Source organism: Allobosea sp., assembly GCF_048595345.1.
In the GTDB taxonomy this organism is placed as follows: Bacteria; Pseudomonadota; Alphaproteobacteria; order Rhizobiales; family Beijerinckiaceae; genus Allobosea.
On record NZ_JBMDWH010000199.1, the window covers coordinates 1 to 15,847 of the forward strand.

General features: G+C 67.9%; 16 protein-coding genes and 1 tRNA gene. 11 read left to right on the plus strand and 6 right to left on the minus strand.

The genetic code is table 11. The features are described 5' to 3' along the window. The 6 genes from ACOJTB_RS17375 to ACOJTB_RS17400 all read left to right on the plus strand — a co-directional run. Positions 1 to 543, plus strand: a 543-nt coding sequence (locus tag ACOJTB_RS17375) for a CobW family GTP-binding protein (RefSeq protein ID WP_420103782.1), incomplete at its 5' end; no start/stop codon positions are given. Positions 544 to 716: 173 nt separating this feature from the next. Beyond that, a complete protein-coding gene (locus ACOJTB_RS17380; protein WP_420103783.1) occupies positions 717 to 1,730 on the plus strand; it encodes a WD40 repeat domain-containing protein in 1,014 nt (337 codons plus the stop codon). A gap of 6 nt (positions 1,731 to 1,736) precedes the next feature. Beyond that, a complete protein-coding gene (locus ACOJTB_RS17385; RefSeq protein WP_420103784.1) occupies positions 1,737 to 2,036 on the plus strand; it encodes a hypothetical protein in 300 nt (99 codons plus the stop codon). 83 nt (positions 2,037 to 2,119) lie between these two features. Further along, positions 2,120 to 3,943, plus strand: a complete 1,824-nt coding sequence (locus ACOJTB_RS17390; RefSeq protein WP_420103785.1) for a glucan ABC transporter ATP-binding protein/ permease — start codon at positions 2,120 to 2,122, stop codon at positions 3,941 to 3,943. An 89-nt stretch (positions 3,944 to 4,032) separates the two neighbouring features. Then, positions 4,033 to 5,016 carry a TRAP transporter substrate-binding protein gene (locus tag ACOJTB_RS17395; protein ID WP_420103786.1) on the plus strand — a complete coding sequence of 328 codons (984 nt, stop codon included), beginning with the start codon at positions 4,033 to 4,035 and terminating at the stop codon, positions 5,014 to 5,016. Between the two features lie 113 nt (positions 5,017 to 5,129). Next, positions 5,130 to 6,245: a calcium:cation antiporter gene (locus ACOJTB_RS17400; RefSeq protein WP_420103787.1), complete on the plus strand. Its 1,116-nt coding sequence runs from the start codon at positions 5,130 to 5,132 to the stop codon at positions 6,243 to 6,245. Positions 6,246 to 6,255: 10 nt separating this feature from the next. Here ACOJTB_RS17400 and aroB read toward each other — a convergent pair whose 3' ends face one another. Next, positions 6,256 to 7,395: a 3-dehydroquinate synthase gene (aroB, locus tag ACOJTB_RS17405; protein ID WP_420103788.1), complete on the minus strand. Its 1,140-nt coding sequence runs from the start codon at positions 7,393 to 7,395 to the stop codon at positions 6,256 to 6,258. Positions 7,396 to 7,399: 4 nt separating this feature from the next. Further along, entirely contained in the window at positions 7,400 to 7,990 is a 591-nt protein-coding gene (locus tag ACOJTB_RS17410; protein ID WP_420103789.1) for a shikimate kinase, read from the minus strand. 174 nt (positions 7,991 to 8,164) lie between these two features. Between ACOJTB_RS17410 and ACOJTB_RS17415 the strand changes: the two genes are divergently transcribed. Together ACOJTB_RS17415 and ACOJTB_RS17420 are read left to right on the plus strand one after the other, a co-directional pair. Then, complete coding sequence (locus tag ACOJTB_RS17415) at positions 8,165 to 8,311, plus strand: histidine kinase (RefSeq protein WP_420103790.1); 147 nt, start codon at positions 8,165 to 8,167, stop codon at positions 8,309 to 8,311. After that, positions 8,308 to 9,237, plus strand: coding sequence for a site-specific tyrosine recombinase XerD (locus ACOJTB_RS17420; RefSeq protein ID WP_420103791.1), 930 nt, complete (start codon positions 8,308 to 8,310; stop codon positions 9,235 to 9,237). Before ACOJTB_RS17415 ends, ACOJTB_RS17420 begins: the two co-directional genes overlap by 4 nt. Before the next feature lie 6 nt (positions 9,238 to 9,243). Here ACOJTB_RS17420 and ACOJTB_RS17425 read toward each other — a convergent pair whose 3' ends face one another. Together ACOJTB_RS17425 and ACOJTB_RS17430 are read right to left on the minus strand one after the other, a co-directional pair. Further along, positions 9,244 to 9,942, minus strand: a complete 699-nt coding sequence (locus ACOJTB_RS17425) for a carbonic anhydrase (RefSeq protein WP_420103792.1) — start codon at positions 9,940 to 9,942, stop codon at positions 9,244 to 9,246. Between the two features lie 31 nt (positions 9,943 to 9,973). After that, positions 9,974 to 10,294: a DUF167 family protein gene (locus tag ACOJTB_RS17430; RefSeq protein ID WP_420103797.1), complete on the minus strand. Its 321-nt coding sequence runs from the start codon at positions 10,292 to 10,294 to the stop codon at positions 9,974 to 9,976. Between the two features lie 137 nt (positions 10,295 to 10,431). Here ACOJTB_RS17430 and ACOJTB_RS17435 point away from each other — a divergent pair, with 137 nt between their 5' ends. Both ACOJTB_RS17435 and ACOJTB_RS17440 read left to right on the plus strand, forming a co-directional pair. Beyond that, positions 10,432 to 11,925 (plus strand): amidase, encoded by a 1,494-nt coding sequence (locus tag ACOJTB_RS17435; protein WP_420103793.1) that lies wholly within the window; start codon positions 10,432 to 10,434, stop codon positions 11,923 to 11,925. Between the two features lie 56 nt (positions 11,926 to 11,981). Further along, positions 11,982 to 13,568: an ABC transporter substrate-binding protein gene (locus ACOJTB_RS17440; protein WP_420103794.1), complete on the plus strand. Its 1,587-nt coding sequence runs from the start codon at positions 11,982 to 11,984 to the stop codon at positions 13,566 to 13,568. An 81-nt stretch (positions 13,569 to 13,649) separates the two neighbouring features. Here ACOJTB_RS17440 and ACOJTB_RS17445 read toward each other — a convergent pair whose 3' ends face one another. Together ACOJTB_RS17445 and ACOJTB_RS17450 are read right to left on the minus strand one after the other, a co-directional pair. After that, positions 13,650 to 15,260, minus strand: coding sequence for a gamma-glutamyltransferase (locus ACOJTB_RS17445; protein WP_420103795.1), 1,611 nt, complete (start codon positions 15,258 to 15,260; stop codon positions 13,650 to 13,652). 106 nt (positions 15,261 to 15,366) lie between these two features. Continuing rightward, on the minus strand, positions 15,367 to 15,657 hold the full coding sequence (locus ACOJTB_RS17450; protein ID WP_420103796.1) for a YggT family protein: 291 nt from the start codon (positions 15,655 to 15,657) through the stop codon (positions 15,367 to 15,369). A gap of 114 nt (positions 15,658 to 15,771) precedes the next feature. Here ACOJTB_RS17450 and ACOJTB_RS17455 point away from each other — a divergent pair. Continuing rightward, positions 15,772 to 15,847 (plus strand) — tRNA-Ala (locus tag ACOJTB_RS17455).

The following is a 15,847-nucleotide window of genomic DNA, read 5'->3' on the forward strand; positions in this document are numbered from 1 at the left end:
GAGGCCAAGAACCAGATCGCCTTCGCCGACGTCATCATCCTCAACAAGACCGACCTCGTCAGTGCCGAGGAGCTGGCCGAGGTCGAGGGCGCGATCCGCGCGATCAACCCCTATGCCAAGCTGCAGAAGGCGCAGCGCTGCGATGTCGACATCGCAGCGCTGCTGGACCGCAACGCCTTCGATCTCGACCGCATTCTCGATATCGAGCCCGATTTCCTCGAATCAGGGCATCATCACCATCATTCCGAGGATGTGCGCTCGATCTCGCTGACCATCCCGGGCGATGTCGATCCCGAGAAGTTCATGCCCTGGATCAACGACATCGCCCAGCTGCAGGGGCCCAACATCCTGCGCTCGAAGGGCATTCTCGCCTTCAAGGGCGAGGCGCGGCGCTTCGTCTTCCAGGGCGTCCACATGATCCTCGACGGCGATCTGCAGCGGGACTGGAAGCCGGGCGAGAGCCGCCAGAGCCGACTCGTCTTCATCGGCCGCGGGCTCAACGAAAACGAGCTGCGCCAGGGTTTCGAGGCCTGCGCGGCCTGAGAATCGCGATTTCTCACGCCGTCCTCCCGGACCAGCCGCGAGAGCAGCGCCGATCCGGGATCGGTGCCCGAGCCTTCATCGAAAGCGTTTCGGCATGGATCCCGGGTCGCCCTTCGGTCGCTCGGCGTGACGGCGCGGTTTTCATGAAAAGCAAGCTGCGCTAGACCCCGCCCATGAACACCGCACCCAGCCCGTCCGTCTCGCTGCGCGAGCATGTCGTTCCGATCGAGGCCGGGGCGCATGTCGTCGCCGCACGCTGGCTGAAGCAGGGGCTCGTTCTCGGGCTGGCGGAAGGGCAGGTTCTGCGCTGGCGCGACGGGGCGACCGAGACCGTGGAGGCGCATGCAGGCGGCATTCTCTGCGCCACCGGCGATAGCGAGCGGCTGATCACCGGCGGCGATGACGGGCGCGTCGTCGCTACCCGGATGGAGGGCGCTCCGGAAGAACTCGCCAAGGATACCAAGCGGCGCTGGATCGATGCCATCACGCTGTCGCCGGGCGGGAACCTGGCCTGGAATACCGGCAAGACGGTGCAGGCCCGCGACGAAAAGGGGCGGGTGCGCACGCTCGAGACGACGAGCACGCCGCAGGGCCTCGTCTTCGCGCCCAAGGGCTATCGCCTCGCCATCGCCCAGATGAACGGGGTCTCGCTTTGGTATCCGAACACCGAGGCCAAGCCGGAATTCCTGGAGTGGAAGGGCTCCCATCTCGACGCCGCCTGGTCCCCGGACGGGCGTTTCGTCGTCACCTCGATGCAGGAGAACGCCCTGCATGGCTGGAAGCTCGGCGAGAAGCCGAGCCATATGCGCATGACCGGCTATCCGGCCAAGCCACGCTCGCTGTCCTGGTCGCATGACGGGCTGTGGCTCGCCTCGAGCGGTGCGGACGGGGCGATCGTCTGGCCGTTCCAGGGCGATGGCCCGCAGGGCAAGGCGCCGCGCGAATGCGGCGTGCGCCATGCCCGCGTCACCCGCGTCGCCTTCCATCCGGCGGCTCTGGTTCTCGCCATCGGCTATGACGATGGCTGCATCCTGCTGGTGCGCCTCACCGATGGCTCGGAACTGCTGGTGCGGCCGGCTTTGCGCGGCAGCGGCATCACCGCTTTCGCCTGGGACAAGGGTGGCAAGCGCCTCGCCTTCGGCGCCGAGGACGGCGCTGCCGGCGTGCTGACACTGCCTGCGGGCTGACCGGCGATGCGCCTCTCGCTCTTCGGCAAGGCGGCGGCCGGTGGAGGCGACGGCAAAGCCGTCGCCAGGGCGCAGGCGGAGCGGATCAAGAGCGCGGTGAGGCGCCTCCTCGCCTTGCCGGAGCAGGCGAGCGTCGCCGTGAACGAGATCATCTGCGCCGATCCGGCCTGCCCCGGGAGCGAAACGGTGATCCTGGTGATGCGCCCCGGCGCCAGAACCCAGGCCTGCAAGCTGCAACTGGCGATGACGGAGGTGACGGACGCGGCGCTGGCCGAGGCGCTCGCAGGGCTGTCGAACGGGCCATGACCGGCCGTGCGGCGACGCCACCTGTCTTCGGAAGACCTCGCCGCGCTTGCGGGGGGGCTGCATTCCGCTAAAGCTGTGACTCGATGTCTCTGCTCTCGCTCTATGCCCGCGTCCTGTCCGAACTCGGCCCCGAGCGGCGGCTCGGCGCGATCCTGGCTTTCGCCAATATTCTGCTGGCTGGCGTCGCCTTCGCCGAGCCGATGCTGTTCGGCGCGCTGATCGACCGGCTGACCACGATCCAGGCCGCGGGGGGCGCGCTGACCTGGAGCGCCATCAACCTGCTGATCTTCGCATGGATCGCTTTCGGCCTCGCCAATATCGGCATCGGGGTCTTCGTCGCGCTGCAGGCCGACAAGCTCGCCCATCGCAGCCGGCTGGGCGTGATGGCGCGCTATTTCGAGCATGCGCTGACGCTGCCGCTCGCCTACCACACCCAGACGCATTCCGGCCGCGTGCTCAAGGTGATGCTCGACGGCACCAATGCGATGTGGGGGCTGTGGCTCTCCTTCTTCCGCGAGCACTGCGCCTCGATCGTGGCGCTGTTCGTGCTGCTGCCCTTCACCCTATGGAAGAACTGGCAGCTCGGCCTGCTGCTGATCGGGCTCGTCGTACTGTTCGGTTCGCTGACCGCCTATGTGCTCGGCAAGACCGACCGGCTGCAGCGCCATGTCGAGACCTATCATTCCAACCTCGCCGAGCGGGCCTCCGACGCGCTCGGCAACGTGCCGGTGATCCAGAGTTTCACGCGCATCGAGGCGGAGGTGCGCGGCCTGCGCTCGACGATGGAGAGCCTGCTGGCGGCGCAGATGCCGGTGCTGTCCTGGTGGGCGGTCGCGACGGTGGCGACGCGCGCTTCGGCGACGCTGACGGTTCTGTGCATCTTCGTCGTCGGTACCTGGCTGCTGATGCATGGCCAGACCACGGTGGGCGAGATCGTCACCTTCATGGGCTTCGCCACCATGCTGGTCGGCCGGCTGGAGCAGATCGTCGCCTTCATCAACTTCATCTTCATGCAGGCGCCGAAGATGCGGGAATTCTTCGAGGTGCTGGACACGCTGCCCAGCGTGCGCGACCCGGCGGACGCGCCCGATGCCGGGCGGCTCGAAGGCGCCGTCGCCTTCGAGGACGTCTCCTTCTCCTATGACGGCAAGCGCTCGGCGGTGAGGGACGTCAGCTTCTCCGTCCAGCCGGGCGAGACCATCGCCGTGGTCGGCTCCACCGGCTCGGGCAAATCGACGACGCTGGGCCTGCTGCACCGCGCCTTCGACCCGCAATCGGGGCGGATCGTCATCGACGGCCGCGACATTCGCGAGATTTCGCTGCTCTCGCTCAGGCGCAATATCGGTGTCGTCTTCCAGGAGCCGATGCTGTTCGCCCGCTCCATCCGCGAAAATCTCTCGGTCGGCAAGCCAGACGCGACCGACGAGGAGATGATGGAGGCGCTCGACCGGGCGCAGGCCACCGAGGTGATGGCGCGCCAGCCGGATGGGCTCGACACGCTGGTCGGCGAGCGTGGCCGCACGCTTTCAGGCGGCGAGCGCCAGCGCCTCTCGATCGCGCGGGCGCTGCTGAAGAACCCGCCGATCCTGATCCTGGACGAGGCCACTTCCGCGCTCGACGCCTCCACCGAGGTCAAGCTGCAGAAGGCGCTCGAGGAGGTGATGAAGGGCCGCACCACCTTCGTCATCGCCCATCGGCTCGCGACCATCCGCAACGCCGATCGCATCCTCGTCTTCGAGCAGGGGCAGGTCGAGGAGATGGGCTCCTTCGACGAGCTCGTCGCCAAGGGCGGACGCTTCGCGGCACTGGCGCGAGCGCAATATCTGGTGACCGACAAGCCCGGCCGTCTCCCTGCCGGAGAGCGCAGCAAGCCCTCTCGCCGCGAAGATCGCGTCTCCTTGATTTAGGCGCGGCCGACCAGCCGCTTGTCCGGAACTTGCATGGCTGCCGCATGCGGCCGTCGCTATCGTCGGTGCGGCTTCTGGAGACAATTATCATGCGCGCTTTCATTTCGGCACTGGCGATCGCGGCGTTCGCCGTTTCCGCGACACTTCCAGCGGTCGCGCAGACGGTGTGGGAAATGCCGACCGAATACCCCGCTACCGCGATCCCCGGCGAAGGCGTCGAGACCTTCTCGAAACTGGTCAACGAGGCATCGGGCGGGCGCCTCATGATCAAGCCCAGCTACGACGCCTCGCGCGGCATCAAGTCGGCCGCCATGATCGCGGCCGTGCAGAAGGGCGATGTCGCGGCAGGCGATGCCTTCGTCGGTGCCCTCTCTCCGGTCGATCCGCTGTTCGCCCTGTCATCCCTGCCGTTCCTGACGGCCTCGATCGACGATGCGCGCCGCCTGACCGATCTCGCCCGGCCGGCCTATGACCGCAAACTCGCTCAGTTCGGCCAGAAGATCCTCTACACCACGCCCTGGCCGGCCTCCGGCATCTGGTCGAAGGATGCGCTGGTCGGTCCGGAGGCCCTGACGGGACTGTCGATCCGCACCTATGACGCGACATCGACGGCCGTCATGAACGCGGCCGGGGCCAAGGCGAGCAATCTCTCTTTCGCCGACGCTATGCCGAAGGTGAAGGACGGCTCGGTCACAGCCGTCTTGTCTTCGGGCGATGGCGGTGCCGGACGAAATCTCTGGGACTTCCTGCCTAATTTCGCCGAGATCAACTATGTCTTCCCGATCTCGATCGCGACCGTCAATCTGGCCGCCTACGAGGCCCTCCCGGCCGATCTGCGCAAGATCATTGACGACGCGGCGGTGGCCACCGAGCAACGTCAATGGACCGCGATCCGGACGCGGCTCGACGAGAATTACGCCCGCATGCGGGTCAACAAAGTCGCGATCCAGACGAAGATTTCGCCGGCGATGGCACATATTCTCTCCCAGGCCGCGGCACCGGTGGTGGATGAGTGGCGAAAGAAAGCCGGTCCCGAAGGTGCCGCTGTGCTCGACCGCTACAACAAGCGGTGATTTCCGGGCACGGAACCACCATGCTGGGGGCAGGTTGATGAAGGCAGGCCGTCGCGGACGGCCTGCTTTGCCATGTCCGCATTTATTAGCCGTATCAGGAATTTCTACGCCCGATGATGATCCTTCGCCTCGCCTGCGCCTGGGCTTCCGTTGCCGCCTTCCTGCTCTTCGGCGACACGCTGCTCAGCCAGCTGGGCGCGCCGCTGCCGTCGCTGCTGGTCTTCGCCTGGCTGCTCGGCGTCATCGTCTGGGCGGCTTTCGGCGTGGTCCACGAGGCTGAGGAGCTGGCGCACCGTCTCGGCGAGCCCTATGGCACGCTCATCCTGACGCTTTCGATCGTGATCATCGAGGTGGCGCTGATCTCGGCCGTGATGCTCGGTGCCAAGGGCGCGCCGACCTTGGGGCGCGATACGATGTTCGCGGTGCTGATGATCGTCCTCAACGGCGTGGTCGGCATCGGCCTGCTGCTCGGCGGCCTGCGTCACTTCTCGCAGCGCTATAATCTCAAGGGGGCGACCTCCTATCTGGCGGTGATCATCCCCTTGACGGTCATCGCGCTGATCCTGCCCAATTTCACGACCTCCACCAGTGACGGCACGCTCAACACCGTTCAGGCGATCGCCTTCTCGATCTTCACTCTGGCGCTGTATGGCGTGTTCCTCGCCCTCCAGACCGGGCGCCATCGTGCCTTCTTCCAGGAGCCGGAGGCCGAAAGAAAGCCCGAGCCCCGGGTGACCGAGCCGGACCCCGCAAGGGATGCGCTCAAGCCGGCAAGCGGCTCGGTGACATTCGCCGTGGTCCTGCTGCTGGCCAATATTCTGCCGATCGTCATCCTGGCGAAGAGCCTCGCCGTGGTGCTCGATTTCGGCATTGCGCGCCTTGGCGCGCCGCCGGCGCTCGGCGGCATCCTGATCGCGATGGTGGTGTTTACGCCGGAGTGTATCGCCGCGCTGCGGGCGATCACGGCCAATCAGTTGCAGAGGGCGATCAATCTTTGCCTGGGCGCATCGGCCTCGACACTGGGTCTCACGGTTCCGGCCGTCCTGGCGATCGGCCTCTTCACCGGCCAGCCGGTGGTGCTCGGCCTCTCCAACACCAATATGGTCATCCTGGCGATGACCCTGCTACTGTCGACGCTGACCTTCACCGGCACACGCACCACCATGATGGAGGGGGCGGTGCATCTTTCGGTGTTCTTCGTCTTCCTGGTGCTGGTGTTCAGCCCCTGAGGGCTTCGCTTCAGCCCTTCAGCTCGTCCGTGACGAAGGCCAGCACGTCGTCTGCGGCCACGCCGGGCGCGATGAAGCTCTGGCCGATGCCCCGCGCCAGGATGAAGGTCAGCGCGCCGCGCTTGACCTTCTTGTCCTGCGCCATGGCCGCGACGATCTCCTGCGCGCTGCCTGTGCCGCCCGGCACCTGCTGCAGGCGCGAGGGCAGGCCGACATGGTCGAGATGGCGCGCGACCCGCAGCGCGTCCTGCCCCGGGCAGAGGCCGAGGCGCTGCGAAAAGCGGAAGGCCAGCGCAAGGCCGATCGCCACGGCCTCGCCATGGACGAGACGGGCGGAATCATAGCCGGTCAGTCGCTCCAGCGCATGGGCGAAAGTGTGGCCGAGATTGAGCAGGGCGCGGTCGCCCTCCTCGCGCTCGTCGCGCGCCACGATCGCCGCCTTGGCCCGGCAGGAGACCGCCACCGCATGGTCGCGCTCGGGGCCTCCCGCGATGACGCGGTGCCAGTTCGCCTCGCACCAGTCGAAGAAGGCGGGGTCGTCGATCAAGCCGTATTTCACCACCTCGGCATAGCCGGCCTTGAACTCGCGTTCGCTGAGCGTGTCGAGCAGGGCGGTGTCGGCGATGACGAGGCTGGGCTGGTGGAAGGCGCCGATCAGGTTCTTGCCATGCGAGGAGTTGATCCCTGTCTTGCCGCCGACCGAGGAATCGACCTGGGCGAGCAGGCTGGTGGGGAGCTGCACGAAGCGGACGCCGCGGCGCAGGACGGATGCCGCGAAGCCGGCGAGATCGCCGACCACACCGCCGCCGAAGGCGATGACGAGATCGCTGCGCTCGATCTTCGCGGCCAGCAGCGCATCGCAGACCTCGGCGAAGCGGGCGTAGGATTTGGAGGCCTCGCCGGGCGGAATGGTGATGCGTGTCGCGGCGATGCCGTATTGGGCGAGGCCCGCTTCGAGCCGTGCGGCATGGAGCCCGGCCACCGTCTCGTCGGTCACGATCGCGGCTCGCGCGCCGGGGGCGATGCCCGCGATCAGGGCGCCGGCGCGACCGAGCCCGTCGCGGCCGATATGGATGTCGTAGCGGCGACCTTCCAGCGCGACCGGAACGACGAGGGGCGCCTCGGCAGGCAGGAGATCGGCGATGCTCATGGCGCTACTCCGGGCGGCCGGTCAGGCCGAGATGACTTTCGAGCGCGGTAAAAATGTCGTCGACGACGGCATCATGCGGCACTTCGCGCGAGCGGACCGTCAGATCGGCGAGCGCATAGACCGGCTCGCGCTGCGCCAGCAAGGCGCGCAGCGTTCCTTCCGGGTCGGCCGTCTGCAGCAGCGGGCGCCTGGCGTTGCGGCGCACGCGCTTCATCAGCACGTCGGGATCGGCCTTCAGCCAGATCGAAATGCCGCGCTCCTGCACGCGCTGCCGGGTTTCCGGATGCATGAAGGCCCCGCCGCCGGTCGCCAGCACCAGCGGGGTGCGGCTGTCGAGGATCCGGCTGATGACGCGGCGCTCCCCCTGCCGGAACTCGGCCTCTCCCCGCTGCTCGAAGATCTCGGGGATCGTCATGCGCGCGGCGGTTTCGATCTCGACATCGGCATCGACGAAATTCAGGCCCAGCCGCATGGCGAGCCGGCGGCCCACCGAGCTCTTGCCCGAACCCATCATCCCCACGAGCACGAGGGTGCGCGTGCCGAGCGCGGCGCGAAGCTGAGGTCGTTCCGGAGGGAGAAGCGGGGCGGCGTTCATGGATAGGTTCGTGTTTTGCGGGGCATGTAGCATGCGCATTCCCTCCCGTCATGCTTTCGTCACCGTCCTGGTCCTTGCCCGCGCGCCGGGAGTTGGGCCTTGCCTGCGGGCCTGCGCGCCGGGATAAGGAGTGGATGCCGCCTCTTTCGCCGCGGCAGGGGACCCTTGCCCGACGTGCCGACGCTCTTTCGCTTCCTCCTCGTCATTGGCGTGCTCGCCGGACTGGTCATCGGCGCGATGGTGGCGGTCGTCGCCTTCGTGAAGCCGGAGCAGCGCGAGATGATCGAGATCGTGCCGCCAGCCCGGCTCCAGCCGAAATGAGCCGGCCGGCGCGGCAGCGTCTCGCTGCCTTTCTGGACATGCTGGCGGCCGAGCGCGGCGCGGCGCGTAACACGCTCGAGGCCTATGAGCGCGACATCGACGACTACCTGGAATTCCTCGGAACCACGCCGCTCGATGACGCGACGCCCGGCACCATCCGCGACTGGCTCGCGGATATCGCCAAACGCGGGCTGAAGGCGTCTTCGGCGGCGCGGCGGCTCTCGGCGGTGCGGCAGTTCCACCGGTTTCTCTATACCGAAGGGTTATCCGCCAACGATCCTTCGGCCGCGATCGAGGGGCCGCGGCTCGGCCGGCCCCTGCCCAAGGTGATCTCGGTCGCGGATGTCGATCGGCTGCTGGCGGTGGCCCGCCAAGCCTGCGACCAGCCGGACGCCAAGCCTGCCGCCCGGCTGAAGGCGCTGCGGATGCGCTGCCTCGTCGAGATGCTCTATGCGACGGGTCTGCGCGTCTCCGAGCTGATCGCGCTGCCCCTCTCGGCGGCGACGACGCGCGAGCGCTTCCTGATCGTGCGCGGCAAGGGCGAGAAGGAGCGGCTGGTGCCGCTCAACGAGCCCGCCCGCGCAGCGGCGCGTGACTGGCTGGCGGGGCTGCGCGAGGCGGGGCAGGCGCATAGCCGCTGGCTCTTCCCGTCCGATGGCGAAAGCGGGCATCTGACGCGGCAGGCCTTTGCCCGCGATCTCAAAACCCTCGGCGGCACCGCGGGCCTTTCGGCGCCGGCGCTCAGCCCGCATGTGCTGCGCCATGCCTTCGCCAGCCATCTGCTGCAGAACGGCGCCGATCTTCGTGTCGTGCAGGAACTGCTCGGCCATGCCGATATCGCGACCACGCAGATCTACACCCATGTGCTCGATGAGCGCCTGAAGGCGATGGTGAGGGATCTGCATCCGCTTTCGGATGGCGAGTGACGGTCGTCAGCCCTCGACGCAGCGGATCTGCTGGACGCGCTTGGGCATTTCGCCGACGGCCGGGATGAACTGGCCGGTGGCGGAATCGAGGATCATCAGCACGCCGGTATGGACGGCGAAGAAGGCACCGTGGAGCTGGAGGCGCCCCTTCTCCTCGAGGATCTTCACGCAGGGGAAGGTGCGCAGATTCTCGATCGACTGCTGGATCGACGCCAGCTCCAATCTTGCGAGATAATCGTCGAAGCTCTCATGGCGGCCGCGTCCGCCGGTCCGCTCGGCGGCGGGGCCGATCAGCGTGATCCATTTGCCGATGAAGTCGCCCGGCGAAAGGGCGGCCTGGGCGTCGTCGGCGAAGGCGCGGATGCCGCCACAGCGGCCATGGCCGAGGACGACGATGTGCTCGACCCTCAGCGCCTGCACGGCATATTCGAGCGCGGCCGAGGTGCCATGGAGCTGGTCGTCCGGCTGGTAGGGCGGCACCAGATTGGCGATGTTGCGGGCCACGAACATCTCGCCCGGCCGCGCATCGAAGATCACTTCGGGCGACACGCGCGAGTCGCAGCAGCCGATCAGCATGATCTTGGGCGTCTGACCGTTTTCCCCGAGCTCCTCGTAGCGGTCCTTCTCGCGGATGAAGCGATCGTCGAGAAAGGAGCGATACCCTTCCGAGAGCCGCGGGGGAAACTTGCGAGCTTCGCTGTCCATGCGGTGTGGAAACAGGAAATCGCAGAGCCCGTCAAGACGCGGCGAGGTGCGCGGCGGCGGTGGCGAGCGCCTCGGGCGCGCCCTCGACGGCCACGGTCTTCAGCCGCGCCGTGGCGCCCGAGACGATGCTCAGACGCGAGCGCGACAGGCCCAGCGCCTGCGCCAGCAGCCGGATCAGCGCGTCGTTCGCCTCGCCCTCGGTCGGGGCGGCGCGCACCCGCGCCTTGAGGACGCGGCGCCCGTCCGCCAGGGTCTCGACCCCGTCCAGGGCATCGCGCCCGCCGCGCGGGGTCAGTCTCACGGCGATCTGGAGGCCGTCGCGCGTCTCGCGCCAGAAGGGTTCCGCGGCCATCGTCACCGGCCTTTCCGGCTCCGGGCATCGGCCATGCGCCCCGCGGTCATGGACATCATGCCTGCCTTTTTCCTAGGCTTCGCTTCGACGCCCGGCATAACCCTTGCTGGGGCGCCGGCGCAATGGAGAGCGATGCCTTGACCGAACCCTGCGATCTCACCGCTCTGGCCGCCCGTGCCCTGATCGGCGCCAAAAAGCTCTCCGCCCGCGAATTGCTGGACAGCTGCATCCGGCGGATGGATGCGGTCGATCCGGCCGTCAACGCGATGGTGGCGCGGGACGACGAGGCGGCGCGCAAGGCCGCCGCGGCTGCCGACGAGGCGACGGCGCGGGGCGGGGGCCTGGGCGCGCTGCACGGCCTGCCGGTCGGCGTGAAGGATCTGGAGGATGTCGCGGGGCTTCGCACCACCTATGGCAGCCCGCTCTATCGCGACCATGTGCCGAAGGCCGACCAGCTGATCGTCGCCAGCGTGCGCCAGGCCGGCGCGATCATCGCCGGCAAGACCAACACGCCCGAATGGGGTGCCGGGGCCAACACCCGCAATGCGGTCTATGGCGTGACCGGCAATCCCTTCGATCCGAGCAGGAGCGCGGCCGGCTCCTCCGGCGGTTCGGGCGTGGTGCTGGCGACCAATATGGTGCCGCTGGCGACGGGCTCCGATACCGGCGGCTCTCTGCGCAATCCCGCCGCCTTCAACGGCATCGTCGGTTTCCGGCCGTCTCCGGGGCTCGTGCCGAGCGACAAGCGCGCGCTCGGTTGGTACCCGCTTTCGGTGCTGGGGCCGATGGCGCGCAACGTGCCGGATCTGTGCCTGCTGCTGTCGACCATGGTCTCGGACGACGCTTGCGACCCGCTGGCGACCACGATTCACGGCCGCACGGTGCGCCGGCCGGAGGATTTCGCGAGACCGGACCATGTCGATCTGGCGTCGCTGAAGGTCGCGATCACCCCGGATTTCGGCTTCGCGCCGACAGAGAAGCTGGTGCGCGAGGCCTTCTCCGAGAAGGTCGGCGCCTTCGCCCATCTCTTCCACGCCGCCGAGGAGGCGACGCCGGATTGCTCCGGCACCGACGAGGTCTTCGAAATCCTGCGCGCGGTCGGCTTCCTGGCGAGCCATCTCGACAAGGTGCGCGAGACGCCGGACCAGGTCGGCCCTAACGTGCGCGCCAATGTCGAGGAGGGGCTGACCTATTCGGCGCTGGACGTGACGCGCGCGATGAAGCAGCAGACGGCGATCTACCAGCGCTGGCAGCATTTCTTCGAGGATTACGACGTGATCCTCGCCCCCGCGATCACGCTGAGCCCTCGGCCCTGGACCGAACTCTTCCCCTCGCAGATCGACGGCAAGCCGACGCGGACCTATTTTCACTGGCTCGCCATGGCCTATGCGGTCACCATCGTCGGGCATCCGGCGATTTCGCTGCCGGTCGGGCGCGACCGCAACGGCATGCCGTTCGGGTTGCAGATCGTCGGCCCCCGCGGCGGCGACGCCAAGGTGCTGGCGGTCGCGGCGGCGCTGGAGGCCGCGCTGGCGGGCGATACGCTCACCGCCCGGCCCGTGCCGGACATCGCCGCCCTGATGAAGGCGCGGCCCATCAGCGAAAGCCCGAATTTCCTGGGTTTCGACTAACCGATGCGGTTGCGAACCGGTGCATCGGCCAAGCCAACGACAAGGGGATAGCGTCAATGAAACGTCGTGAGTTTTTGCTGGGGACCGCCGCTCTCGGTGCCGCGGGCCCCTTCCTGGCGCAGACCGCCTTGGCGCAACAGGCGTCCGCGACGCTGATGAAGTTCGCGCCCCAGGCCAATCTCTCGGCGCTCGATCCGATCTGGACCACCGCGACCGTGACCAACAACCACGCCTATTACATTTTCGACATGCTCTACGGCGCGGACGAGAACCTCAAGCCGCAGCCGCAGATGGCGGAGGGCCATCAGGTCTCCGCTGACGGCTTGCTCTGGCGCATCACGCTGCGCGATGGCCTGATGTTCCATGACGGGTCGCCCGTGAAGGCGGCCGACTGCGCCGCGAGCCTCAAGCGCTGGACGCAGCGCGATGCCTATGGGCAGCTCTTGGGCAGGGCAGCAGAGAGCTTCGGCGCTGCCGATGACCGCACGATCGAGATCAAGCTGAAACGGCCGTTCCCGCGGCTGCTGGAGTGCCTGGCCAAGACCGACCAGCCGCCCGTCATCATGCCGGAGCGCCTGGCCAAGACCGACGCCAACACGCAGGTCTCCGAGATGATCGGCTCTGGCCCCTACAAATTCGTGGCGGCCGATTATGTCTCGGGCAGCCGCGTCGCCTATGAGAAATTCGACGGCTACAAGCCCCGCAGCGAACCGCCCAGCCGCAATGCCGGCGGCAAGGTCGCGCATTTCAAGCGGATCGAATGGACGATCCTGCCGGATCCGGCGACGGCCGCGGCGGCGCTCACGCGCGGCGAGATCGACTGGTGGGAGCGCCCACTGGCCGATCTGCAGCCGATGCTCGCCAGCAGCCCCGACATCAGGCAGGAGGTGATCGACAAGGCCGGGCGCGGCGCGATCATGCGCCTCAACCATCTGCATCCGCCGTTCAACAACCCGAAGGTGCGGGCGGCGGTGCGCATGGCCGTGAAGCAGGAGGACTATATGCGGGCTACCCAGGGCGACGATACCTCGCTCTGGCAGACCTGCCGCAGCCTCTGGTTCCGCGGCACACCCTATTATGCCGGCGAGGCGGAAGACCTGATGCCGCAAAGCCTCGAGAAGGCGAAAGCGGCGCTGAAGGAGTCTGGCTATAACGGCGAAAAGGTCGTCATCATCAACCCGACCGACTTCCCGGATATCGGCCCGCTCGGCGAGGTGACCTTCGAGCTGCTCAAGCAGCTCGGCATGAATGTCGAGATGGCGGCGAGCGATTGGGGCACGGTGGTGCAGCGCCGCAGCAGCCGCGAGCCGGTCGAAAAAGGCGGGTGGAGCATGTTCCACACCACCGGCTCGGCGATCAGCTGGGGCGATCCGGCCCAGTCGAGCATTATTCGCGGGCAGGGCGAAAAGGGCTGGTTCGGCTGGTGGAAGAGCGACAAGGCCGAGGAACTCGCCGAGGCCTGGCTCTACGCGCCCGACGAGGCGACGCAGAAGGAGAAGGCCAAGGAGCTCAACCGCCTCGCCTTGACCGAGGTCGCGACGATCCCGCTCGGCCAGTTCCTCAGCCGCACGGCGTATCGCAAGAGTCTGACCGGCGTGCTGCCGGGCACCGCGCCTTATCCCTGGGGCGTCAAGCGGGGTTGAGGCCTCGGGAGAGCCCCCGCCTCTCCCTGCCATGGGACGTGATCGAAGGCCGGCTCGGAGACGCGCCGGCCTTCGCCGTTTTCAGCGCGTCGCCGCCACCGCCGCCGACCAGGGCGATGCGGCATCGCTCGACCCCTGCGCGCCCTCGCGATCGACGCGGATGAAGTTCGGGCAGGCGAAGTTGATCGGCAAGGCCGAATGCTCGACCAGCGTCGTCGGGCCCGCTTCGGCCAGGGCGGCGAGCGTCTCCTGCGGCAGCGTCATGTCGGCGCTCGTCGAATCCGGCCCCGAAACGTCGATGCGCGGATGACGCGCGGTCGTTTCCGTATCCATGCCGAAATCGAGCTGCCAGGCGAGGGTCTGGTAGACGCTGGCGAGGATGCGCCGCCCGCCCGAGGAGCCCACGGCCAGGCGCGGCCAGCTGCCGTCCTTCGGCGTCACCACCACGGGGCACATGTTGCAGAGCGGGCGCGCGCCCGGGGCGATCGCATTGGCGCTGCCGGGGCGCGGATCGAACCACATCATGCCGTTGTTCATCAGCACGCCGGTGGAGGGCAGCACGACCCGGCTGCCCATCGAGGACAGCAGGGTGGTCGTCACCGCCACGAGATTGCCCTCTCCATCCACCACGGTGAGATGGGTTGTGCAGGTGTCGCCCGCTTCCTTCGCGACCGTGGCGGCTCCGAGCCCTTCGAGGCGGTCGCGATAAGCCTGCCGCATCACGCGGGAGAGCTGCGCATACCAGGCGGGCGTGGGCTGATCGCCGCCGAGCGGCGCGTCGGCCATTCCGGCGACGACGTCGGCCAGGGTCGGGGCGGCGGTGAGCCCACCGGCTGTGTGGACGAGATGGGTGCCGCGCCAGTCGATGGTCGGGGCGGGCCGGATTTCGGCGGTGCAATCGGCGAGGTCCTGCGCATCGACGACGCCGCCGGCCGCGGCGATATCGGCGACGAGCCGGCCCGCGATTTCGCCGCGATAGAAGTCGCCGAGCCCGGCCTCAGCCAGCCGCTCCAGCGTCTGCGGCAATTCTCCCAGCGTCATGAAGCCGGGCGATCCCTGATAGGGCGGGACGGGCGGCAGGCCGTTGGGCAGATAGATCCGCGCGCTCTCGGCATAGAGCCGCAGCACCGCCGCCGAGGAGGCGATCTTCAGCGTGGTGTACCAGTCGGCCGGCAGGCCGCGCCGGGCGAGGGCGATGGCGGGGGCCAGGATGTCGGCGATCGGGAGCGCGCTGCCGAAAGCCTCCTTCAGCTTCGCATACCCGGCGACGGAAGACGGTGTGACGAAGGAGAGGGGCCCGTGAATGTTCACGTCGCCGACCACCTCCGGCCAGGTGAAGAGGTCCTTCTTCATGGCGCCGGTGAGGGGGTAGGCGGCCGGGTCGACCCGGCGGGGGGCGACGGGGCCGAAATCGACGACCTGAGCGGTGCTTTCGCCCGCTTTCAACACGACCGCGAAGCCGATGCCGCCGAGGCCGCTGTTCCAGGGCTCGACCGCCGCGAGCGCGAAGCAGGCGGCGACGGCCGCATCGGCGGCGTTGCCGCCCTGCTCGAGGATCGCGGCGCCGGCCTGCGCCGCCTCGCGGCTCTGGGAGACGACGATGCCGTGCCGCCCGCGCGCGGCGGGCTTGGTCAGCGTCCAGTTCTGGGTGCGGTAGGGTGCGGGCGTGTAGGGCTGGGCTGGCGCGGCCATCATGCGGTCTCCGGAGCGTTCCGGAGGCCATCCTTGCATCCCCGCGCCGCGCCGGTCGACCGCATGCGGATGCGGCCGGGTGCGCTCTGCGTGCAGGGCAGCGCGGTCAGAAGACGTTGGGATAGATGTAGCGGATGATCACGCTCTGGATGAAATAGATGATCAGCAGCAGGATGATCGGCGAGATGTCGATGCCGCCCAGATTGGGCAGGCGCTCGCGGATCGGCCGCAGGACAGGCTCCGTCAGCCGGTAGATCATGTCCCAGATGGTCGCGACGAACTGGTTGCGGGTGTTGATGACGTTGAACGCGATCAGCCAGCTCAGCACCGCCGAGGCGATCAGGATCCACACATAGATCTGCAGGGCGAGCAGAACCACGTCGAGTACGGAACGCATCGGTCTTCCTCATCAGGCCGGTCGGTCGAGCCATGGAATATCGACGAGCCCACCGAAAGAACGACGGACCCGATTGACATCCATACGACGCAGAGCCTAGAAGGCCAGCGCCTTGGGGCTGTAGCTCAGATGGGAGAGCGCTGCAATCGCACTGCAGAGGTCAGGGGTTCGAATCCCCTCAGCTCCACCA